At 70.2% G+C, this 22,853-nt stretch carries 19 protein-coding genes; 11 read left to right on the forward strand and 8 right to left on the reverse strand.

All coding sequences use genetic code 11. The features are described 5' to 3' along the window. Window positions 1–69: 69 nt before the first annotated feature. From ABZ570_RS20770 to ABZ570_RS20795, 6 genes are read right to left on the reverse strand one after another with little or no spacing between them, the layout of a single operon-like run. Window positions 70–921: a sugar phosphate isomerase/epimerase family protein gene (locus tag ABZ570_RS20770; protein WP_358065852.1), complete on the reverse strand. Its 852-nt coding sequence runs from the start codon at window positions 919–921 to the stop codon at window positions 70–72. Then, window positions 918–2,093, reverse strand: coding sequence for a substrate-binding domain-containing protein (locus ABZ570_RS20775; RefSeq protein WP_358065855.1), 1,176 nt, complete (start codon window positions 2,091–2,093; stop codon window positions 918–920). The genes ABZ570_RS20770 and ABZ570_RS20775 overlap by 4 nt, the downstream gene beginning before the upstream one ends. 32 nt (window positions 2,094–2,125) lie before the next feature. After that, a complete protein-coding gene (locus ABZ570_RS20780) occupies window positions 2,126–3,133 on the reverse strand; it encodes an ABC transporter permease (RefSeq protein ID WP_358065858.1) in 1,008 nt (335 codons plus the stop codon). Then, window positions 3,130–4,155, reverse strand: coding sequence for an ABC transporter permease (locus ABZ570_RS20785; protein WP_358065861.1), 1,026 nt, complete (start codon window positions 4,153–4,155; stop codon window positions 3,130–3,132). The genes ABZ570_RS20780 and ABZ570_RS20785 overlap by 4 nt, the downstream gene beginning before the upstream one ends. Continuing rightward, window positions 4,152–5,654, reverse strand: a complete 1,503-nt coding sequence (locus ABZ570_RS20790; protein ID WP_358065864.1) for a sugar ABC transporter ATP-binding protein — start codon at window positions 5,652–5,654, stop codon at window positions 4,152–4,154. Before ABZ570_RS20790 ends, ABZ570_RS20785 begins: the two co-directional genes overlap by 4 nt. Continuing rightward, the gene (locus ABZ570_RS20795) at window positions 5,651–6,778 is read right to left on the reverse strand and encodes a Gfo/Idh/MocA family oxidoreductase (protein WP_358065867.1); all 1,128 of its coding nucleotides are present in this window, start codon (window positions 6,776–6,778) and stop codon (window positions 5,651–5,653) included. Before ABZ570_RS20795 ends, ABZ570_RS20790 begins: the two co-directional genes overlap by 4 nt. A gap of 132 nt (window positions 6,779–6,910) precedes the next feature. Between ABZ570_RS20795 and ABZ570_RS20800 the strand changes: the two genes are divergently transcribed. From ABZ570_RS20800 to ABZ570_RS20810, 3 genes are all read left to right on the forward strand, one after another. Continuing rightward, window positions 6,911–8,083: an ROK family transcriptional regulator gene (locus ABZ570_RS20800; protein WP_358065870.1), complete on the forward strand. Its 1,173-nt coding sequence runs from the start codon at window positions 6,911–6,913 to the stop codon at window positions 8,081–8,083. A gap of 224 nt (window positions 8,084–8,307) precedes the next feature. Continuing rightward, a complete protein-coding gene (locus ABZ570_RS20805) occupies window positions 8,308–9,786 on the forward strand; it encodes a hypothetical protein (protein WP_358065873.1) in 1,479 nt (492 codons plus the stop codon). Next, window positions 9,687–12,020: an NPCBM/NEW2 domain-containing protein gene (locus ABZ570_RS20810; protein WP_358065903.1), complete on the forward strand. Its 2,334-nt coding sequence runs from the start codon at window positions 9,687–9,689 to the stop codon at window positions 12,018–12,020. The genes ABZ570_RS20805 and ABZ570_RS20810 overlap by 100 nt, the downstream gene beginning before the upstream one ends. A 146-nt stretch (window positions 12,021–12,166) precedes the next feature. Here ABZ570_RS20810 and ABZ570_RS20815 read toward each other — a convergent pair whose 3' ends face one another. Beyond that, window positions 12,167–13,606, reverse strand: a complete 1,440-nt coding sequence (locus ABZ570_RS20815) for a Gfo/Idh/MocA family oxidoreductase (RefSeq protein WP_358065876.1) — start codon at window positions 13,604–13,606, stop codon at window positions 12,167–12,169. Window positions 13,607–13,843: 237 nt separating this feature from the next. Here ABZ570_RS20815 and ABZ570_RS20820 point away from each other — a divergent pair, with 237 nt between their 5' ends. The 7 genes from ABZ570_RS20820 (at window position 13,844) to ABZ570_RS20850 (ending at window position 20,663) form a co-directional block, all read left to right on the forward strand. After that, window positions 13,844–14,722, forward strand: coding sequence for a sugar isomerase (locus tag ABZ570_RS20820; RefSeq protein WP_358065879.1), 879 nt, complete (start codon window positions 13,844–13,846; stop codon window positions 14,720–14,722). Then, complete coding sequence (locus ABZ570_RS20825) at window positions 14,719–15,678, forward strand: hexose kinase (RefSeq protein ID WP_358065882.1); 960 nt, start codon at window positions 14,719–14,721, stop codon at window positions 15,676–15,678. Before ABZ570_RS20820 ends, ABZ570_RS20825 begins: the two co-directional genes overlap by 4 nt. Next, a complete protein-coding gene (locus ABZ570_RS20830) occupies window positions 15,678–16,574 on the forward strand; it encodes a class II fructose-bisphosphate aldolase (protein WP_358065885.1) in 897 nt (298 codons plus the stop codon). The genes ABZ570_RS20825 and ABZ570_RS20830 overlap by 1 nt, the downstream gene beginning before the upstream one ends. A gap of 20 nt (window positions 16,575–16,594) precedes the next feature. Beyond that, window positions 16,595–17,959 carry an extracellular solute-binding protein gene (locus tag ABZ570_RS20835; protein WP_358065888.1) on the forward strand — a complete coding sequence of 455 codons (1,365 nt, stop codon included), beginning with the start codon at window positions 16,595–16,597 and terminating at the stop codon, window positions 17,957–17,959. A 36-nt stretch (window positions 17,960–17,995) separates the two neighbouring features. Further along, the gene (locus tag ABZ570_RS20840; RefSeq protein WP_358065891.1) at window positions 17,996–18,922 is read left to right on the forward strand and encodes a sugar ABC transporter permease; all 927 of its coding nucleotides are present in this window, start codon (window positions 17,996–17,998) and stop codon (window positions 18,920–18,922) included. Window positions 18,923–19,044: 122 nt separating this feature from the next. Next, window positions 19,045–19,833: a carbohydrate ABC transporter permease gene (locus ABZ570_RS20845; protein WP_358065894.1), complete on the forward strand. Its 789-nt coding sequence runs from the start codon at window positions 19,045–19,047 to the stop codon at window positions 19,831–19,833. Window positions 19,834–19,874: 41 nt separating this feature from the next. Further along, complete coding sequence (locus ABZ570_RS20850; protein ID WP_358065906.1) at window positions 19,875–20,663, forward strand: DeoR/GlpR family DNA-binding transcription regulator; 789 nt, start codon at window positions 19,875–19,877, stop codon at window positions 20,661–20,663. Between the two features lie 9 nt (window positions 20,664–20,672). Here the strand turns inward: ABZ570_RS20850 and ABZ570_RS20855 are convergent, their stop codons facing one another. Next, window positions 20,673–20,861, reverse strand: a complete 189-nt coding sequence (locus ABZ570_RS20855; protein WP_358065897.1) for a hypothetical protein — start codon at window positions 20,859–20,861, stop codon at window positions 20,673–20,675. 297 nt (window positions 20,862–21,158) lie between these two features. Between ABZ570_RS20855 and ABZ570_RS20860 the strand changes: the two genes are divergently transcribed. Beyond that, on the forward strand, window positions 21,159–22,499 hold the full coding sequence (locus ABZ570_RS20860) for a phytase (protein WP_358065900.1): 1,341 nt from the start codon (window positions 21,159–21,161) through the stop codon (window positions 22,497–22,499). The last annotated feature ends 354 nt before the right edge of the window (window positions 22,500–22,853 follow it).

A 22,853-nucleotide genomic window follows, 5' to 3' on the forward strand; every position in this document is an offset into this window, starting at 1 on the left:
AACTACTGGGGTGGTCATGACCGTGCGGCGTGCCGGCGCCGTCGGACTGGCGTGGAGGTGGCGGTCGTCCTAGGGCATCACCGCCCGCAGGAACTTCAGGCCGTCCACGGCGATCGCGTCCTGGGTGGGGGCGAGTGGACGCCAGATGGAGGCGGCGGTCGCGATCGTGGCGTTCTGCGCGGTGAACGACTCGATGCACAGCGGGCCGGTGTAGCCCGCCTCGTCGATCGCGGCGATGATCGCCGGCCAGTCCAGGTGGTCGGCGCCGGGCGTGCCACGGTCGTTGCCGCACACCTGGACGTGTGCCACCCGGCCGGCGGCCGAGCGGATCGCCGCCGGGATGTCCGCCTCCTCGATGTTCTGGTGGTAGAGGTCGAGCGCGACCCCGCAGTGCGGCAGGTCACCGATCGCCTGGAGGGTCTGGCCGATGGTGTTGAGCAGGCTCGTCTCGTAGCGGTTGAGCGGCTCGACGGCCACCGTGACGCCGGCCGCGCCGGCGTACTCCACCACGGGAGTGAGGTTGTCCCGCAGCTGCGCGTACGCCGCGGCCCGCTCGGCCGGTGACAGCCGCCAGGTCCGGCCGACCGAGGCGTACGCGGGCCCGGCGATCACCGGCGACCCGACCTCCGCCGCGGCGTCCACCACGCCGTACAGGTAGTCCTGGGTGGACCGCACGGTGGCGGAATCCGCCGCGACCAGCTCCCGCCCGGGCGGCATCACCAGGCACACGGTGGCGCCGAGACCGTGGTCGGCGAGCACCTGGGCGGCCTGTCCCGGCTTCCAGTCGCCCGGGTTCTCCACCGGGAGCTCCAGTACGTCGAAGCCCCACCCCGCGACCTTGGCCGCGAGGGCGGCCAAGGTCGCGTCGGTCAGCGGCGAGGCCCACACCCAGGTGTTGACCCCGAGCGGGTGTCTGCTCACCGCCACGGCCCCGGGTAACCCGGCATGGTCTCGCAGCCGCACATCGCGTAGTGCAGTGGCGGCATGTCCTGCTTGACGTAGTCCTTGACGTTGTCGCCGGTGATCCGGGGCTGCGGCAGCACCCACTCCTTCGGCACCTGCTCGCCCTTGAGGATCTTCAGCGCGGCGATGATCGGGGTACGCCACTGGTAGGTGGGATAGGTCGGGGCGACCGCGGTCAGGCCCTCGTCGACCCACAGCCGCAGGAAGTCCTGCTGGTCCTCGCCGACGATGGCGGGCACGTCGACGCCGGCGTCCTGGAACGCCTCGGCCGCGGCGACGGCGGTCGCGCCGGCGTCCATCCACACGCCGTCGATCTTGCCCTCGCGCTGGATGTAGTCGGCCACGATGCTCTTGGTCTTGGCCGCGTCGCCGTCGGTGAACTCCACCCCGACGACCTTGAGCCCGCTGCCGGCGAAGATCTCGTTGGCGGCGGCCCAGCGCTGTTCGAGGACGTCCACGCCGGGCAGGATGCGCAGGGCGAGGACCTTGCCGCCCGGCTTGACCTTCTCCTTCAGGAACTCCGCGCCGTCCGCGCCGAAGGCGAAGCCGCCGATGGGGTGGATGAAGGTGACCGGGCAGTTGGTGTTGACGCCCCGGTCGAACACGATCACCGGCACGCCCGTCGCGCACGCCTGCTCGACGGCCGGCGTCAGCGTGGCGGTGGTGTTCGGCGAGACGATGATCGCGGCACAGTTCTTGCCGGTCAGCGACTGGATGTCACTGATCTGCTTGTCGTCCTTGGCCTCCGCGTCCAGCACCGTGAACGTGGTGATCTCGGGGTGCAGCTTCACCTCCTGCTGCATGGTCTTGTAGCCCACCTGCCGCCACGGGTTGTTCACGGCGGCGTTGGAGAAGCAGAGGGTGTAGTTTCCGCCGGGCTTGGCGAACTTCGCGGTGTCGACCAGTTCCGGCTCGAGCATCTGCTCCCACGGCTTGCCGTCCGGGCCTTGCGGTGTGGCACTGCGGAACGCCAGCTGGCGGTTGTACTCGGCCTGGTCGAAGAACGTCGACTTGCCTGCGTCGGAACTGGGTGATCCGCCGGCGGTGGCCTTGTCGTCGGGCAGGTCGCTCGAGCATCCGGCGAGCGCCAGCGCGCCCGCCACGACCACCGTGGCCCATCTCTTGGTCATTATCGTTGTTCTCCTTACTAACCTTGGGGACTTCAGGAGGAGGCGGGTTGCGCGGGGGCCGCGCTGTTCCGCTGTCTCGGCCACCACCGCAGCCGCACGCCGCTGCCGAGGGAGGCGTAGGCGACGGCGGCGATGATGATCACACCCTGCACGGCCGACTCGAGGGCGCCGCTCACGCCGAGCAGGTTCAGCAGCGTGAACAGGGCCTCCAGGGACAGTGCGCCAGCGACGGCCGCGACCACCGATCCGCGCCCGCCGCCGAGGAGCACGCCGCCCAGTACGACGGCAGTGATCGCCCGGAACTCCAGGCCGTTGCCGACCTGCGCCGAGACGCCGGCGAACCCGCCGAGCAGGATCGCGGCGACCGCGGCGAGCAGCCCGGAGAGGACGAACGCGAGCAGGCGGAGCCGGTCGACCTGGCCGCCGGACAGTCGTACGGCGGCCTCGTTGTCGCCGGCCGCGACCAGCGCCCGGCCCGTGCCACCGCGCATGAACAGCGTCGCGGCCACCAGGATCGCCAGCAGAATGAACACCGACCAGGGGACCTCGCCAAGCACCGGGACGTCCACGGCACCGCGCCCGAACGTCCGGAACCCGGCGGAGAGCGCGCCCCGCGGGGCGCCGCCGGTCCACAGGAAGATCGCGCCGTCGAGCACGAGCAGCATGCCGAGCGTGACGATGAACGACGGCACCAGGAGCTTCGTCGTGACCAGCCCGTTGACCAGGCCGACCAGCAGGCCGAACCCGAGCACGAGCAGAATCACCCGCGCCGTTGCGGACTCACTGCCGTTGATGAGCCGAGCCGCGATGACCACCCCGGCGGTCACCAGCGCGCCGACCGACAGGTCGAACCCGCCGGAGACGATGACAAAGAACTGCCCGATCGCGAGGATCATCAGCGGCGCGGCCCGCTTGAGCAGCGCCAGGTAGCCGGACGGCTGGTCGTAGGCCGGGCCGGCGATCGCGAGGCCGATGAGCAGCAGGAGTAGGACGACGAGCACCGGCGCGGTACCCTCGGCCAAGCGGGGCCGCCAGGTCATGTCAACCTCCGTCGAGCGCGGTTGGCCATCATGTGCCGGGCGTAGAGTGCGACCGCGGCCACGAGTACGACACCCCGCACCACGTCCTTGAAGAACGGGACGACCTCGAGGTCGTCGAAGATCGTGTCCAGAGTGGCCAGGATGAGGACGCCGCCGATGGTGCCGACGACGCCGCCCCGGCCACCGGCGAGCAGCGTCCCGCCGAGCACGACGGCGGCGATCGACTCCAGGTCGTACCCGGCGTCGGTGCCGACATACGGGGCACCCGAGCCGAGTCGGCTGGCGAGGTAGATCCCGGTGAGGCCGGCGGCGACCGAGCACAGCACGTGCGCGGTGACGATGATCCGACGCGCCGGCACCCCAGACAGCCGGGCCACCTCGATGTCGCCACCGACGGCGTACATGTGGTAGCCGGGACGGGTCCGCGACAGATACCACCAGGCCAGCGCGGCGACCGCCAGCATGAGCAGCGCCGCGACCGGCACCGGGCCGATCCGGTCGTAGCCGAGATGCTGGAAGCCGCGCGGTACGTCGCCGGCCGGGCCGGTGTAGTTGTCCTCGAGGTAGCCACGCAGGATCAGCGCCACGCCGAGCGTCGCGATGAACGCGTTGGCCTTGAGGACGGTGATGACCAGCCCGTTGACCAGGCCGACCCCGGCGGCCACGGCGAGCGCGAGCAGCACGCCGGGCACGACCATGCCGTCTCGCCCGGCCATCGTCTCGGCCGCGATCAGCGAGGTGAGGCCGACCAGGTAGGCGACGGACAGGTCGAGGGATCCGGTGAGGATCACCATCGTCTGTCCGATTGCGACGACACCGAGCGCGGTGGCCCGGGTGAGGATGTTGAGGATGCCAGCCTGGTCGAGCAGGACCTCGCCGCGCAGCCCGACCAGGACACTGCCGACGACGAGTAGGGCGACGAGGGCGAGGTAGACGACGGCGGCCGGGGTGAGCCGCTGGCGCAACGCCGTCCGCGCGGCCATCTGCTTGACCGGTAGGGTGTTCTGCTGAAGGGTGCTCATGCCACCTCACCGATCCCATGCCCGGTGGCCAGCGCCATCACAGCCTCCTCGCTCGCGCCAGCCGGCAGCGCACCGGCCAGCGCACCGTCGTGCATGACGAGGATCCGGTCGCTCAGCCCGATCAGCTCGGGGAGCTCGGAGGAGATCATCAGCACCGCCACGCCACGCCGCGCGAGATCACGCAGCAGCACGTGCACGGTCTGCTTCGCGCCGACGTCGATACCGCGCGTCGGCTCGTCGACGACCAGCACCCGCGGCTCGACCGCCAACCACTTGGCGAGCACGACCTTCTGCTGGTTGCCGCCGGACAGAAACCGCACCTCCTGGTGCTCGCCACGGGCCACCACGGCCACCAGGTCGAGCAACGCCGGCACGTCCGAGCTCGCGCGGGAGCGCGCGCCGCGCAGCGCGGCACGGCGCACCAGCAACACGTTGTCGCGTACGGACTGACGAAGCGCCAGCCCATCGCCCTTGCGGTCCTCCGTGACCAGCGCGATCCCGAGGCGCACGGCGGTGCGGGGCTGGTTCACCCGCTGCGCCTCCCCGTCCACCTCCAACCTGCCGCGGGTGAACGGTTCGACGCCGAACACCGCGCGCGCGACGGCCGAGCGGCCAGATCCCTGCAGCCCGGCCAGGCCGACGATCTCCCCGGCGCGTACCTCAAGGTTCACGTCGCGGAGGCGGTCGTTGCCGGCGCCGCGCAACGCGAGGCGGACCGGCCCGAGGTCGTCGGGGACCGCCCGGTCCGGGTAGTATTCGCCCAGGTCGCGGCCCACCATGTGCCGGACGAGGTCCTCGGAGGTCAGCTCACCGGTCGAGGCGCAGGTGACGAGCCGGCCGTCCTTGAGCACGGTGATCCGGTCGGAGAGGTCGAACACCTCGCGCATCCGGTGCGAGACGTAGAGGATCGCGATGCCCCGCTCGCGCAGCCGGCGCACCAGGTCGTAGAGCAGCTCGACCTCGTGATCGGCGAGCGCGGCGGTCGGCTCGTCCATGCCCAGCACCCGAGCGTCGGTCGACAGCGCCTTGACGATCTCCACGACCTGCTGCTGGGCGACCGACAGTGAGGCCACGGTGTCGGTCGGATCGATGCCGTCCTCGCCGAGCCAGGTCAGGAGCTTTCGAGTGTCGGCCACCATGCGCCGCCGGTCGACCTGCATCCGCCGCACGGGCTCGCGGCCGAGGTAGACGTTCTCGGCGACGCTGCGATGCGGCAGCAGGGTGAACTCCTGGTGGATGATCGCGATGCCGGCCCGCTGCGCGTCGGTGGGGCCGGCGAAGGACATCTCGGCGCCGTCGACCTCGATGGTGCCCCCGTCCGGCCGGTGTACCCCGGCCAGCACCTTGAGCAGTGTGGACTTGCCCGCGCCGTTCTCGCCCATCACGGCGTGCACCTCGCCGCCCCGCAGCTCCAGGTCCACACCGTGCAGCACCGGCACGCCGAGGAAGGACTTGCTGATCCCGCTCAGCCGCACACTCGTCGTTGTGCCAGGCGTCATACCGGCACCTCTGTCCACGCGCCGTCCGCCGCCGCGGAGGCCAGCACCGTTTCGGTGATCCGGACGGCGCGCAGGCCGTCCGCGAACGTGGGCAGCCCGTCCGGGACGTCCGCGCCACGCACCGCCCGGTAGGTGTCGGCGACGAACGCGTCGAAGCAGTCCTGGTAGCCCTGCGCGTGCCCGGCGGGCAGCCGGACGTAGCGCGCGGCGGAGGGGTGCAGCGTTTCAGGGTCGCGCAGCAGCGTCTGGCCGCCCTCGCGCCGGCCGACCCACAGCCGCTCGGGGTCCTCCTGGTCGAAGCCGAAGCTCGCCTCGGTGCCGGAAAGCTCCAGGTGCAACCGGTTCTTGCGGCCGGCAGCGACCTGCGACACCACCAGCGTGCCAATCATCCCGCCGGCGGTGGTGAAGTGCACGGCCGCCAGGTCCTCGGTGGGCTCACTGTTTCCGCGGACGCGCTGGTGCACGGCCGCGGTGCGCGCGGACAGCCGGGCGATCCGGTCGCCCGTGACAAACTCGAACAGGTCGCACCAGTGCGAGCCGATGTCGGCGAACGCCCGCGACGGCCCGCCGAGCGCGGCGTCGACCCGCCAGTCGTCGTCGGACGGGCGGGACAACCAGTCCTGGAGGTAGCCGCCGGTCACACTGGCGACGACGCCCGCCTCGCCCGCGGCCAGCCGGGCGCGCAACTCGCGCACCATCGGGTGGAAGCGGTAGACGAATGGCACCGTGGCCACCCGATCACCAGCCGCCACCACCAGGGCCCCGGCCTCAGCGCTCCCCGTGGCGAGCGGCTTTTCGCAGATGATGTGCACGCCAGCGGCGAGCGCGGCGGCGACGACGGGGGCGTGCGACGCGTTGGGCGTGCACACGTGCAGCACGTCGATCTCGGTGTCGTCGAGCAGGGCCGCCAGGTCCGGGTAGCCCTCGTCCGCGCCGACGGCGCGCGCCGCGGCGGCGGCCCCCTCGGGACGCGACGCCACCGCAGCCACGACGGTCGCCCCGGCGCGCCGGGCTGCCTCCGCGTGCACCCGCCCCATGAACCCGGCGCCCACAACCGCCACGCGTAGCGTCCGCTGCTCGGATTCGAGCCCACCAGACGCGGTTATGAGATCGGTCACAGACATGCGACGACGGTAGCGTCGACTTATGACGATGGTCAATCAAAAGATGCATGTCGATCATAAATTTCGGGATGATCAACATCTCAAAGGCTCGTGTCAGGCGACGGAAGGCGGCCGCTTCGGTTTAATTGAGGGATGAACCACGGGCAAAGCGCCGCCCCGACGTCCCCCGGCGAACTGCTTCGTCTGCTGCGGGACGGGCATGCGCGCACCCGTGCCGAGCTGGCCACCGAGACCGGACTGGCCCGGTCGACCGTGCGCCTGCGTCTCGACGCGCTCATGGACGCCGGGCTGGTGACCGACTGGGGCAACGACGCAGTCACTGGTGGCCGCCCCGCGAGCAGGTTCGTGTTCAACGCCCGTGCACGGATGGTGCTGGCGGCCGACGTCGGGGCCACCCACGCCACCGTCGCGATCGCCGACCTGACCGGTGAGCCGGTGGCCATCGAGAGACTCGCGCTGGACATCGCCGACGGCCCCGACGCGGTGCTCGGCCTGCTCATCGACACCTGGCGACGGATGCGTGCCAACCACGCCCCCACTGCCCCGGTGGCAGGCATGGGCATCGGGCTGCCCGGCCCGGTCGAGCACTCAACCGGCAAGCCGAACCACCCGCCGATCATGCCGGGCTGGAACGGATACGACGTGCCCGCGCGGATCGCCGCCGACTTCGCCGTGCCGGTGCTGGTGGACAACGAGGTCAACCTGATGGCGCTCGGCGAGCATGTCCGCTGCTTCCCCGACGAGGCGCACATGATCTTCGTCAAGGTCGCCACCGGCATCGGCTCCGGCCTGATCAGCAACGGCCAGCTGCACCGAGGCGACGTCGGTGCGGCCGGCGACCTCGGGCACATCCTGGCCCCGCACGCGGGCGACGTGGCCTGCCGCTGCGGCAACAGCGGGTGCCTCGAGGCCGTGGCCAGCGGCCCAGCCATCGCCGCGAAGCTCCGCGCCGCCGGCCTCGACGCGATGACCAACGCCGATGTCGTGGCCCTTGTGCAGGCCGGCAGCCCGATCGCCGGCCAAGCCGTCCGCCAGGCCGGCCGGGACATCGGCGAGGTGCTGGCCGCGTGCGTCAGCCTGTTCAACCCATCACTGATCGTGATCGGCGGGGCGCTCGCGCAAGCTGGCGAGATGCTGCTCGCGGGCGTACGGGAGTCGATCTACCGTCGCTCGCTGCCGCTGGCCACCGAACGCTTGCGCATCGTCACCTCACAGGCCGGCGCGAACGCGGGCGTCATCGGCGCCGCGGCGATGGTTGTCCAGCATGCCCTTTCCCCCACCGTGTTGGACCGCGAGTTGGCCTGAACCATGGCGGGGGGGGCGACCGCTCACGTCGGACTCACGGATAGGCGCCAGCACCCCGACGGCAACTGCCACCCGCAGCGCCACGACGAGCGCGGCCGACAGGACCTGGTCCTCCGCCATCCCCGTGACAGACAAGCCATAGTGATGTATGAATGGCATGTCTGACTGTTCCTGATCGATGCGAGGCTCAAATGCGCATATTTGTGTGCTCGATCCGGCGTTCAGTGGCCGCGGTAGCCGTGGTGCTGATGCTCGCCGCCAGCGTCCTGATCAGCCGGCCGGCGATGGCCGCCGAGCCCCGAGAGCTCGGTGCCGTGACCGGCTTCCAAGCCCACCAGGCGACCTACACCCTCATTGCGGGCAACGCCCGGGTCCGGGTGGTGTTCCTCGCCGACGACGTGTTCCGGATCTGGCTCGCGCCCGACGGGCAGTTCATCGACCCGGCCAACACCCCGCCCGGTGACCCCGGTGCGCCGGACGCCAACATCGTGGTGAAGTCCGACCACCCGATGCCGCAGACGTCGTGGTCGGACGCTGGCGGCTATTACGCGCTGCGCACCGGGGCGATCGAGGTTCGCGCGTACAAGTCGCCGTTGCGGTTCGCGCTGCACCGGGCCGACGGCAGCACGGTGTGGTCGGAGACGCGGCCTCTCCGGTGGACCGACACCACCACGTCGCAGACGTTGCGCCGTGGCGAAACCGAGCAGTTCCTCGGCGGTGGCATGCAGAACGGCCGGTTCAGCCACCGTGGGACGACGATCCAGGTCGCCCGGAACTTCAACTGGGAGGACGGTGGCAACCCGAACTCCTCGCCGTACTACATGAGTTCGGCCGGGTACGGCGTGCTGCGCAACACCTTCGCACCGGGTACGTACGCCTTCGACGACCCGGTCGTTGCCACGCACAGCGAAAAGCGCTTCGACGCCTACTACTTCGTCGGTGACTTCAAGACCGCGCTCGATCGGTACACCGAGCTGACCGGACGGCCCTTCCTGCCGCCGATCTACGGCCTGGAATACGGCGACTCGGACTGCTACAACCGCGGCCACTACGGCGTGGACCCGGACCCGGGCAACGACGGGAAGAACCACCCCGACAAGCAGACCACGCCGGACGCGGTCAAGATCGCGCAGAAGTTTGTCGACCACGACATGCCAGGCGGCTGGATGCTGGTCAACGACGACTACGGCTGCGGCTACTCCGACGACCTGGGCTACGAGCTCGTCGGCGGTACGTACTGGGGCAAGCGCGAGATCGATCCGTTGCGGCGCACCGGTGACGAGCTGCGCAGCCGCAACATTCAGATGGGGCTGTGGACCCAGTCCGCCCTCGACCGGCAGCCCGCGGAGGTCGGTGAGGCCGGCGTCCGGGTGCGCAAGCTGGACGTCGCCTGGGTCGGCCCGGGCTACCGGCACGCGCTGACCGCCTGCGACACCGCGCACGACGGCATCGAGCAGCACAGCGACGCCCGCGGCTACGCCTGGATGGTCGAGGGCTGGGCCGGCGCGCAGCGCTGCGCGGTGCAGTGGACCGGCGACACAGCGGCAGCCTGGACGCGATCCGCTGGCAGATCCCGGCGATCCACGGTTCCGGCAACTCCGGCATCGCCTACACCGCCGGCGACGTCGACGGCATCTTCGGCGGCTCCGGCCGCAGCTACGTACGGGACATGCAGTGGAAGGTCTTCACGCCGGCGCTCATGACGATGAGCGGCTGGGCCACCCCGGCTTTCAAGCAGCCATGGGCGTACGGCGAGCCGTACACCTCGATCAACCGCAGGTATCTGAAGCTGCGCGAGCGGCTCCTGCCGTTCTTCTACTCGTACGCCGCGGAGGCCCACCGCACCGGCGCACCGATCAACCGGTCGCTGCCGATCGAGTACCCGGACGACCCGACGGCGTACACCGACGCCGCCAGGTACGAATTTCTCGCCGGCCGCGAGTTCCTGGTGGCGCCGATGTGGGGCGGGGACGAAACGAAGAACGGCATCTACCTGCCGGCCGGCACCTGGGTCGACTACTGGACCGGCCGGATCCATCGCGGGCCGATCACGCTGAACGGCTACCGCGCGCCGCTGGACACGTTGCCGCTGTTCGTCAAGGCCGGTGCCGTGGTGCCGATGTGGAAGGCCGGTATCAACCGGCACGCCGAGCAGGCACCGGGCGACCGGGTGACCCTCGACCTCTACCCCCGTGGCACCTCGTCGTTCCAGCTGTACGAGGACGACCGGGTGACTCGCGAGCACCGGACCGGCAGGTCGGCGACGCAGCGGTTCGATGTCGCGGCGCCGGTCGACGACCGCGGCGACGTCGTCGTCACCATCGGCGCGAGCGTCGGCTCCTACACCGGCAAGCCCGCCCAGCGTCCGTACGAGGTGACCGCGCACACCGGCACCAGGCCGCACGTGGTCAAGCTCGGCGACCAGCCGCTGCCGGAACTGGCCGACAAGGCGGCGTACGACGCGGCGGCCTCCGGCTGGTACCACGCGGCCGGCGACCGCGCCGGCGTGGTGTGGGTGAAGACTCCTCCGATCTCCACCGACGCCAGCGCCACGGTCACCCTCGCCGGCACCAGCTCCGTGGGCGGCGCCAAGCCGGCCGATGCTCTCGGAACGGTCGAACTGACCGGCCCGAAGCTGTGGAACCCGCCGGGCCAGGCGACCGAGGTCACCGCGACCTTCCGCAACGGCGGTACGCACGCGATGACCGACGTACGGCTTTCCGTCGCGCTGCCGGACGGCTGGACGTCGGGCGGCCACGCCGACTACCCGCGCGTCGAACCCGGTCAGACCGTCACCGCCCGGCTGAACGTCACACCCGGACGCGAGGTGCGGCCGGCGTCGTACACGCTTCAGCTCGACGCCGCCTACACCGCCCGGAACACGCCGTATCGCACCAGCGCGGTCACCACGGCCGAGCTGCCGTACGCCTCGGTGTCCGCCGCGGCGAACGTGGTCGGCGTCGCCGACGCCCAGACCTTCGCCAAGGGCAACTTCGACGGTGCCGGTAACAGCTTCCACGGTGAGGCACTGGCCGCCGCGGGGTTCCGGACCGGCGCGACGGTCACAGTCAACGGGGTCGAGTTCAGCCTGCCGGCCGGCGCCCCCGGAACACCGAACGTGGTGAAGGATCTCACCGCGCCGATCCTGGTGACCGGGACGGGCAGCCACCTTCACCTGCTCGGCGCCGGCGCCAGCCTGAACGCCCGCGGAACCGTCACCGTCCTCTACGCCGACGGCACCGAGTCCCAGCACACGTTGCAGTTGCCGAACTGGTGCTGCCAGGACCCGGGCACCGGCGGAGCAAAGGCGGCGGTCACGGTAAAGGGCCGCTACACCCCGGCGGGCCTGGCCAACACCACGACCGACTACCGGATGTTCTACAACGCACTGCCGCTCACCCCGGGCAAGGCGGTCCGCGCGATCCGCCTCCCAGGTGGCCCACTCGGGTTCTTCGCCGCCGCGGTGGCGGACAAGCCGTTGCCGCCGGCACCGAAAGGCGTGGCCTGGGTCAGCGACCTGGAGTGGATCGATTCGACGAACGGCTGGGGGCCGGTCGAGCGGGACCGCAGCAACGGCGAGAGCGCGGCCGGTGACGGCAAGCCGATCACACTGGACGGCGTCGTTTACGCCAAGGGGCTCGGCGCCCACGCCTCCTCATCCGTCATGGTCAACCTCGACGGCCGGTGCACCCGGTTCACCGCGAAGGTGGGCGTGGACGACGAGATGGCCGATCGCGGCTCGGTCGCCTTCCAGGTGAAGGTCGACGGAACGACGAAATACGCCTCGCCGGTCCTGACCGGGGCCGCCGAGACCGTGAGCGTCGATGTCGACGTGGCCGCCGGGAAGGTGCTCGACCTGGTGATCACCGATGGCGGCGACGGCATCGGCAGCGATCACGGCGACTGGGCGGAGGCCAAGCTGTCCTGCGACCCGTGAGCCAGCTTGGCTGTCGTGGGTTGATCCCGCTGATGCCGCGCGGCGCCGGCGCCACCTTCCGACCGGAGGTGGTGCCGGCGCGGCGATGCCCACACACGCCGCCGCGCCGGCCGGTGGACCGGCCGGCGCGGTGGCGAGGTGGATCCTCAGTTCTTCTCCAGCACCGGGTCATCCGGCTTCGGCCGGTCGAACGTGGGCCGCGCCTGCTGCCAGTGCCCGCGGGTGAAGTCGGGCACCTTGACCGGGTGCATCCGGCCGGTCTTCAACGACTCGTGGCTGAGCGGGATCACCGAACACCACGCCGCCGAGTCGTAGACGTCGATGTCGGGAGTCATGCCGAGCCGCATTGTCTGGACGAGCCGCCAGATGGAGATGAAGTCCCCGCCGCCGTGGCCGCCGTACTGGCCGGCCAGGTTCTCCAGCGTCGGCCACAACCAGTGGTCGTGCTGCCGCAGGATCGTGTTGTACGCGGTGCCGGTCCGCCAACTGTGGTTGGCGTGGCCGAGCGACTCGAGGTAGACCCGGCCGTTGTCGAGCTCGATGCTCCCCCGGGTGCCGGTGAGCGTGGTCTCCCGACTGTAGGGGTGTGGGGAGTTCACGTCGTGCTCGACCCGGATGAACCGGCCGCTGCTCGTGGTGATGAAGCAGGTGTGCCGGTCGCCGGAGATGTAGGGCGCGTCGTCCCACGACGAGTGGTCGGCGCCCACCCGCGGGTCCTCGGCGCGGAAGAGCGCCAGCGCCTTGGGCAGGGACGCGACGGAGATCAGTTCCTCGAACCGGTCGCCCCGGTTGATGCCCAGGGTGGCCGAAACCGGCCCCAGGCCGTGGGTGGGGTAGTGCGAGGCGTTCATCCTGGTCTGCCAGCGGCGCCGCCAGTGCTCGGGGTAGTAGGCGCCGCCGAACAGGTACGGCCAGCGCAGGTCGTGGACGTATCCGCCGGAGGCGTGCTGCAGGTCGCCGAAGAGCCCCTGCCGGGCCATGTTGAACATCGCCATCTCGGGCCGGAAGTAGTTGACGTTCTCCAGCAGCAGGCAGTGCTTCCTGGTTCGCTCCGAGGTGCGGACCAGGTCCCAGATCTGGTCGAGGTACGGCGCGATGGGCACCTCCACGGCCACGTGCTTGCCGTGCTCCATGGCGGCCTTGGCCATCGGGTAGTGCCACTCCCACGGCGTGGCGATGTAGATGAGGTCGATGTCGTCGCGCCGGACGAGGTTGAGGAAGTCCTCCTCCCCTGCGGAGTAGCCGGCCGGTGGGGTGTCCTGGAAGCCCTGCTGCATGATCCGGCCGATGGTGCGGTTGACGCGCTCGGGACGGATGTCGCAGACCGCGGTGACCGTGCCGACCGCGGCGAACCGGAGGTCCTGGTCGCCGCCGCGGTTGCCGAGGCCGATGAGCCCGATGCGGACCTGGTCGTAGCCTTCGAACGGCACGCTGGTCATGCTCTTCTCGTCGCTGCCGCGCTGTGGTTCGGCGCTGGCGGCGGCGGGGGCAGCGACGGCGCCGCTGAGGCCTGCGGCGGCGCCCAGCACGACACCGGATCGAAGCAGGTCACGACGGGACGGATTGAACTGAGCGGGTGGGGTCACGCTGATCACTCCTCTGTGGCGGAGACTGATCGAACTTGCCTACTTGCCCTGATAGTTGAGCAGTGTCGATCAGATATCCATCGATGGCAAGGGGTGCCGGCAGGTCGTGCGGTGCCGCCGCGAGCCGGGCAGGACGGGATTGCTCAGTCGGCAATCGTCGATTTATGCTCGGATCGCTGCCGACTCGCGCGGTTTCGCGCTGACGGTCGTACGTCGTGAGCAGCAGGTCGGAGCGTCATGACACACGTCGAAGAGGAAATCGCCAGCCAACCCGAGTGCTGGCAACGAGCTACCGCGCTGGCGAGCTCGCTCGCCGGCCAACTGCCGCGCCGCGGCGAGCGGGTCGCCGTGGTCGGCTGCGGCACGTCATGGTTCATGGCGATGGCGTACGCCGAACTGCGCGAACGGGCTGGCCTTGGCGAGACGGACGCGTTCGCGGCGTCGGAGTTCCCGAGGCAGCGCCACTACGACCGGGTGGTGGTGATCAGCCGTTCCGGCACGACCAGCGAGGTGCTCGACGTCCTGGGCGCCATCGCAGGGAACACCCGCAGCACGGGTATCGTCGGCGACCCGCGGTCCCCGGTGGTGGCCCTCGTGGACGATCCGGTCTGCCTGCCATTCGCCGACGAGAAGTCCGTGGTGCAGACCCGGTTCGCCACGACCGCGCTGGCGGTGCTGCGCGCGCATCTCGGCGAGAATCTCGACCAGGCTGTCCGCGACGCGGCGGAGGCCCTGACGGCACCGCTGCCGCTGGATCCCGCGGCGCTGGAACAGGTGACGTTCCTCGGCCGCGACTGGACCGTCGGTCTCGCCGAGGAGGCGGGGCTCAAGTGCCGCGAAGCCGCCCGATTCTGGGCGGAGGCGTACCCGGCCATGGAATACCGACACGGTCCGATCGCCATTGCCGGCCCCGCTCGAGCGGTGTGGGCGTTCGGGGAGGTGCCGGCGGGGTTGACCGACGAGGTGACGCGCACCGGTGCCACCTTCGTCCACTCCGCACGTGACCCGATGGCCGATCTGATCCTCGCGCAGCGGCTGGCCGTCGCCCTGGCCCACCACCGGCGGTTCGACCCCGACGTGCCACTTCACCTCACCCGCTCGGTGGTCCTGCCGTGACCGGTGGCGAGATCGGCGGTGGTGATCGACGGGTCGGCCCGATGGTCCTCACCGTCACGCTGAACGCCGCGCTCGACGTGACCTACCGCGTCCCTACGCTCGTGCCCGGCGCCACCCATCGGGTCACCGAGGTGGCCGAGCAGGCGGGCGGTAAGGGCGTCAACGTCGCCCGTGTGCTGCGCGCCCTCGGCGCCCCGGTCATCGCCACCGGGCTGGCTGGTGGTGCCGGTGGCGCCAGGCTCCGGTCCCTGCTGGCCGAGGAGGGGGTACGGGAGGCGTTCGTGCCGATCGCGGCCGAGTCGCGGCGCACGGTGGTCGTGGCCGAGCCGGACGCGGCGACCGGGCTGTGGGAACCCGGGCCGACGGTCACCCCGGACGAGTGGACCGCGTTCCGCAGCCGGTTCGCCGACCTGGTACGCGGCGCGGAGGTGGTCGTGCTCTCCGGCTCTCTGCCGCCCGGGGTTCCGGTCGACGCGTATCGTGCCCTGATCGAGGCGGCCCGCGAGGCCGGCGCCCGGACGATGCTGGACAGCAGCGGCGAGGCGTTGCGTCACGGCCTGACCGCAGGCCCGGACCTGGTCAAGCCGAACGCCGAGGAACTCGCCGGCCTCCTCGGGCGTGCGCTCTCCCGGCCGGCCGAGGCCGTCGGCGCGGTACGCGCGCTCAAAGCGCGTACCGTGGTGGCCTCGTTCGGCCCGGAGGGCCTGCTCGCCGTGACCGAACGGGGCAGCTGGCACGCGTTGCTGCCACATCCGGTCGCCGGCAACCCGACCGGAGCGGGGGACGCCTGTGCGGCCGCGCTGGCCCACGGCATGATCCACCACCGGCCCTGGCCCGAACGGCTCGCCGACGCGGTGGCGCTGTCCGCAGCGGCGGTCCGGGCGCCGGTGGCGGGACGCGTCGACCTGTCCGACTACCGGCGGCTGCGCCGGGACGTGACGATCAAGGAGCTTTGATGCCGCTGGTACCGACGGGACAGATCGTCGCCGCGGGTCCGGTCTGCGCGTTCAACGTGATAACCCTTGAGCACGCCGAGGCGATCGTCGCCGGCGCGGAGGCTGCGGGGCGACCGGTCATCCTGCAGATCAGCGAGAACGCCGTACGGTTCCACGGCCGCCGGCTCCCGCCGATCGCCGCCGCGACCCGGGCCGTCGCGTCGACGGCCATGGTCGACGTGGCGCTGCACCTCGACCACGTCGTCTCCCCCGACCTGTGGCGCCAGGCCCCGGAGCACGACTTCGGCTCGATCATGGTCGACGCGTCGGCGTTGCCGTACCAGGAGAACGTCGCGGCCACCCGGGCGGCGGCCGAGTTCGCCCATGCGCGGGGACTGTGGGTCGAGGCCGAGTTGGGCACGATCGGCGGGAAGGACGGCGAGCCGCCGGTGGACCCGCACGCCCCCGGTTCGCGCACCGATCCCGGCGAGGCGGCGTCGTACGTGGCGCAGACCGGTGTGGATGCCCTCGCCGTCGCGGTCGGCTCCACCCACGCCATGACCACCCGCAGCGCCGTACTGGACCACTCCCTGATCGGGCGGCTGCGGGCGGCTGTCGCGGTGCCGCTGGTGCTGCACGGCTCGTCCGGGGTGCCCGACGAGGAGCTGCGTCGGGCCGTCCTCGCCGGCATCGTCAAGGTGAACATCGGTACGGCGCTGAACGTGGCCTTCACCGGCGCCGTGCGCGGCACCCTGGCCCCGCGCCCCGGGTTGGTCGACCCGCGCCGGTACCTGACGCCGGCACGCGAGGCGATGGCCGAGACGGTGACCCGCTTCTGTCGAACCGTGGCCGGCGAGGTCGGTCCACGGGGGGCGGTGTCAGCGGCTGGCTTGACATCGGCCGTGACCGAATCGTGAGCAGTTGGTCTTGACGTTGATTGATCGGCGTCGCAGAATCCCAAGAGCAGCACAATCGTGAACGATTCATGGGCCAATCGGTCAAGAACGAGCAGCCACCGCGCGGGTCTGATCAGGGTGCTGTTCATGTTCCATCCACGATGGAGGCTAAGGTGAAACGGTCCCTGCGCCTGACGGCGGCATTCGCGCTCGCCGCCCTGACAATGACCGCCTGCGGTTTCGGCGGCAAGGATCAAGCGAGCGGCGACAGCAAGACCTTGTCGCTGCTGGTCCCCAGCTACAGCAACGGCACCAAGGCCCTCTGGGAGGGCATCATCGCCGACTTCAAGGCGAAGCACTCGGACATCACCGTCAACCTCGAGATCCAGTCCTGGGACAACATCAACGACGTCATCCGCACGAAGGTGCAGGCGAAGGCGGCACCGGACATCCTCAACATCGACGCGTTCTCCGGCTTCGCCTCCGATGACCTGCTCTACCCCGCCGCCGAGGTCGTCTCCCCCGACACCCTGACCGACTTCCAGGATTCCTTCGCCAAGAACGCATCGATCAACGGCACGATGTACGGCCTGCCGATGATCGCCTCGGCCCGCACCCTGTTCTACAACCAGGAACTGCTCGACAAGGCGGGCGTGACCAAGCCCCCGGCAACCTGGCAGGAGTTGTACGACGCGGCACAGAAGATCAAGAACCTCCACGCCGGCGTCTACGGCTACGGCATGCCGCTGGGCAGCGAGGAGGCACAGGCAGAGACCTCGATCTGGATCTTCGGCAACGGCGGCGAGTGGAACGAGGGCGACAAGATCACCGCCGACAACCCGCGCAACCTCGAAGCGGTGCAGTTCATGAAGCGGATGATCGACGCCGGGCTGACCCAGCCCGACCCGGGCGCGAGCGATCGCACGCCGATGCTGGACGTGTTCATCCAGGGCAAGATTGCCATGACCGTGGGGCTGCCCCCCACGGTCGGGCAGATCGCGCAGAAGAACCCCAAGCTCAAGTACGGAACCGCGCCGATACCCACCCGCGACGGCCAGCCGATGACCCTCGGGGTGGCCGACCACCTCATGGCGTTCAAGAACGACGGCAGCAAGAAGGAGGCGGTCAAGGCCTTCCTCGACTACTTCTTCAGCGCCGAGGTCTACAAGAAGTTCGTCGACGCCGAGGGATTCCTGCCCACCACCAAATCGGGGGCGGAGGCGCTGAAGGACAAGAAGGAGATCGGCAGCTTTCTGGAGGTCCTGCCGGGCGCCAGGTTCTACCCGAGCACCAACCCCCGCTGGGCGGCCACCCAGGGCGCCATCCAGAGCCAGATCGGCCAGATCGGGCAGGGCAAGGATCCGAAGACCGTGCTCTCCGCCATCCAGGCCAAGGCCGACGCCTAACGGCGCTCGCCGTATGCATCTCCAGTCGAGGAAAACATGAGCGAGCACACCAGGCAGGTGCCCACGCCGACCGGCAGGTCCCCACGACCGGCGCACCGGGAGTTGGTGAGGGCCCTGCCCTGGCTGCTGCCCGCGCTGACCCTGATCCTCACCATCGTCCTGTTCCCCGCCGCCTACATGGTGTGGACGTCCTCCCGGGACGTTTCACCGGCCGGAGTCGACCGCGGACCGGCAGGGCTGGACAACTATCAGGCCCTGCTGCATCTCCCCGCGCTGGGCAGAGTGTTCGGGAACACGGCGGTCTGGGTGGTCGGCGTGGTCCTGGTGACGCTGCTGATCTCCCTGGCCCTGGCGCAGTTCCTGAATCATGCCTTCCCCGGCCGGCGGCTGGTCCGGCTGGCGGTGATCGTGCCGTGGGCGGCCAGCGTCGTGATGACCTCGACCGTCTTTTACTACGCGCTCGACCCCTTCTACGGCATCTTCAACCAGTTCCTGGTCGACCTCGGCCTCCTCGACACCGGGTTCGGCTTCACCCGCCAACCCGTGCCCGCGTTCGTGGTGTCCATGGTGGTGGCGGTGTTCGTGTCCCTTCCGTTCACCACCTACACCATCCTCGCCGGGCTGCAGATGGTGCCCGACGACGTGATCGAGGCGGCCCGGATGGACGGCGCCGGGCCCGGGCGCATCTACCGCACCGTCGTCCTGCCCATCCTGCGGCCCGCGATCGCCGTCGCGGTCCTCATCAACATCATCAACGTCTTCAACTCCCTGCCCATCCTGCGCACGATGACCGGCAGCATCCCCGGGTACGACGCGGACACCACGACGACACTGATCTTCAAGTACATCCAGCAGGATCGTCAGGTCGACCTGGCCAGCGCGCTCAGCGTGGTGAACTTCCTGATCGTCCTCGCGGTGATCGGCATCTACCTGGCGGCCCTGCGGCCGATGAGAGACGAGTAGCCGTGGTCACGACGACTTCAGAAACGACCGGCAGGCGAGCCGGCGCAGGCGCGGCGGGTAGCCGCCGGGGCACTCGGCACCGGGGCCGCCGCGGCCGGCGCTGGCTGAAGACCACCGCGGGCGTGCTCGTGGCGCTGGTGTTCCTGGCGCCGTACCTGGTGATGCTCATCGGGTCCTTCAAGCGGCACGCGGAGATCCTGCGCATTCCACCCACATACCTGCCCACGGAGTGGATTCCGTCCAACTACGCCACCATGTGGTCGACGCCGGAGACGCCGCTGCCGTACAACCTCGTCTCCACCCTCATCATCTCGTTCTGCGGGACGATGCTGGTGCTCGCGGTCGCCCTCCCCGCCGCCTACTACACGGCCAAGCACCGGTTCCCCGGCCGCGGAGTGTTCCTGCTGCTCGTGCTGGCCACCCAGATGCTCCAGCCGACCGTGCTGGCGCCAGGGCTGTTCCGGCAGTTCCTGGCGGTCGGGATCGATGACACCTGGCTGGCGATGATCCTCGTCAACGCCGCCTTCAACCTCAGCTTCGCCGTCTGGATCATGCACAGCTTCTTCGCCGGGCTGCCGAAGGAGATCGACGAGGCGGCAATGATGGACGGGGCCAGCAAACTCCAGGCGCTACGCCGGGTGACCTTGCCGCTGGTCTGGCCCGGCATCGTCACCGCCATCATCTTCACCTTCGTCGCCTGCTGGAACGAGTTCGCGGCAAGCCTGGTCATCCTCACCACGACGGAGAACCAGCCGCTGTCGGTGGCGATCACGAAGTTCGTCGGCCAGTACGACTCCGCCTGGCATTATGTGTTCGCCGTCTCGATCGTTAGCATCCTACCCGTGGTCATCCTCTTCGCGGCGGTCGAGAAGCGACTGGTCGCCGGCCTGACGGCCGGAGCCGTCAAATGACCGCGACCGATACCGCGACCGGAGCCACCGCCGGGGGCGGGATGGCCGATCGGGCTCGCCGGTTGCAGGCACTGCTGGAGATCCTGGCCGCGCGAGGTGGGCGGCTGTCCGTCACCGAGGCCGCCAACACCCTGCAGGTTTCCGAGGCAACCGTCCGCCGTGACTTCACCGCCCTGGCCGAACAGCATCTGGTGACCCGCACCCACGGCGGCATCGTGGCCAGCTCGGTCGCCTACGACCTGCCGGTCCGTTACCGTCACCGCGGCGACCACAGCACCAAGGAGCGCATCGCCCTCACCGCTGCCGGGCTCATCGAACCCGGCAGCGTGGTGGGCTTGAACGGGGGCACCACCACCTCGGCCACCGCCCGGCACATCGCGGCGCGGCCCGACCTGGCGAAGGCCACCCACCGACCGGCCCTGACGCTGGTGACGAACGCGCTGAACATCGCCACCGAGATGGTGCTGCGGCCGTCGCTCCGCACCGTCATCCTCGGCGGCGTCGCCCTGCCCCAGTCGTACGAGCTGACCGGGCCGCTGACCAGCATGGTCATGCAGTCCCTGTGGCTGGACATCCTCATCCTCGGCGTCGACGGCTTCTCCGTGGAGGGCACGTCCTGCCACGACGAGAGCGAGGCGGGCATCGACGCCCTGATGGTGAGCCGGGCCCGCCGGGTGGTTGTCGTGGCCGGCTCGGAGAAGCTCGGATGCCACTCCTTCGCCAAGATCTGTGACGCGTCGGCCGTGGACACCCTGGTCACCGATGACGCCGCCGACGAGAAGGTGGTGGCCGATCTGCGGGCTGCCGGCGTAACGGTGCTCCTGGTCTAGTGCCTCGCGTCAGCTGAGAGCGAGCACGTCGGGCCGGTCACCGGTGACCGCCTCGACGAGGTCACCCACCCGGTCCAGGGACAGCGGCCGGGTCGGGGTCGACGCGAACACGCACACGCCCGGCGCGTCCAGGCCCGACCACAGGGCCATCGGCACCGCGGCCCGTTCCACATCGATCTCTCGCGTCGGACGGGGCACCCGCACCCCAGAGTGACGGGGACTGCGGCGAGCAGGGCCGCCAGCGCGGCACCTGCGGCCACGAGCGCGGTTCGGTGGCGTCGGCGATTCCGGCCTGGCACCGAGGACGCCGCTTGGCTTCGTGTTCCACGCCAGCGCCGTGGCGGCCGAGCCCGCCACGGCCCGCTCCCACGTGATGCGGCGCCACCGGGCCGGCAGCCCGCGCATCGGGTTGGCGGAGGGCAGTATCCCCCGAGTTTCACCTACGGCAACCGCCGGTCAGACCGGCGTCAATCTCCGTCCCGGAGGGTTGCTGCCGTGACGTACACATGGAACGCCGCACTGACGGTGGGCGCAGTCGTCGCCGCATTGCTCGCTCCTCCCCACGGGGACGCCGACGCAGCCACCGCGCAGCCCGCAGTGGTGACCACGGACAACGAGACGCCGATCCTGTACGACGACGAGGCCGGCGGGAACGCTTCCGGTGACGATCCAGCCATCTGGGTCCACCCGGCCGACTCCCGGAAATCGCTGGTGATCGTTACGGCCAAGGAGGGCGGCCTCCGCGTCTACGACATGGGCTCGCGCGAGCTCCAGTCGCTGCCCGCCACCGAGGCGCCGCGGGTGGATACCGCCGCGGGTCGCTACAACAACGTCGACATCGCGTACGGCGTCCGCCTGGCGGGTCACCCGGTCGACGTCGCCGTCGTCTCAGACCGCTACAACGACCAGCTCCGGTTCTTCGTCATCGACCCGGCTGGCGCGGCAGCGCGTGCTCCGCTGACCGAGGTCACCGCCTCCGATCAGAGCTTCCTGTTCAACCCCGACCGTCAGGCCGTCGACGAGGAGCAGACCGCTTACGGCCTCGCCATCTGGCAGCCGCGGCCCGGCGAGACGTACGCCGTCGTCACCCAGGAGGGGACGACGACCATCGCGACCGCCCGCATCCTCGAGATCGGCGGCAGGCTCGGCTACACGGACATCCAGCGGCTCGCCATGCCGAGCACCTTCCGGCTGCCGGACGGCACGACCTGGGTTCCCTGCGAGGAGCCAGGCGTGTTGCCTCAGCTCGAGGGCGTCGCGGTCGACCAGGCGTCGGGCGTGCTCTACGCCGCGCAGGAGGACGTCGGCCTGTGGCGGCTGCAACTGCCGCTCGGCTCGGGCAGCCAGCCGAAGCTCATCGACCGGGTCAAGGACTTCGGGGTCCACGATGTCTACGACAGCGAGACCGAGGAATGCCAGCCGCTCGAGCCGAACGCCAAGGGCTACGGCGGAAACCTGCTCACGGCCGACGCCGAAGGCGTCGACATCTACTACGGGGCCGGCGCGACCGGGTACGTGCTCGTGTCAAGCCAGGGCGACGACACGTTCGCGGTCTACGAGCGCCAGGGCGCGAACCAAGCGTTGGGGAGCTTCCGGGTCAAGGGTGTTGACGGCGTCGACGACATCAACGGTTCCGACGGGCTCGCCGTGACAAACCGCCCCGTCGGCAACTACCGGCAGGGCCTGTTCGTCACGCACGACGAGCCCGAGACCGGGCCCGACGTGGACGACGAGCGCGACGCCACGAACTTCTCCTACGTCTCCTGGTACGAGATCGCCCGCGCGATGTCCCTGTCCGTCGACACTCGGGCCGGGAACGACCCGCGCTTCCGCTGACCCGTCCTGCGATCGCGAAACGGCCTGCTCAAGGGCATCTGGAGCAGGCCGTTTCGCGTGCGACGCGGTGTTCCACGCGGAGGGCAGATGGTGCCCGTCACCGATCTCATGCGGTGCGGGTGCGACTCGATGGGTCGCCGCCGCCTGGGCACCGCGAGCGCGGCGATCTCGTCCCGAAGAGACGAGCCAGCCGGAGTGCCCCGAGGGGGCTTTCCGGCCCGGGCCGGGATGCCCTTCACGACCCCGAAGGCAGCGGGCAGGCAGAGCAGCGCGATCGAACCCACGGGCCGGATCGCAGAGGGCGACGACCGTGGACGTGACGGCCGCCTTACCCGTGGATCTTCGTCGACCCGC

Origin of the sequence: Micromonospora sp. NPDC007271, assembly GCF_040634005.1 — a bacterium.
In the GTDB taxonomy this organism is placed as follows: domain Bacteria; phylum Actinomycetota; class Actinomycetes; order Mycobacteriales; family Micromonosporaceae; genus Micromonospora.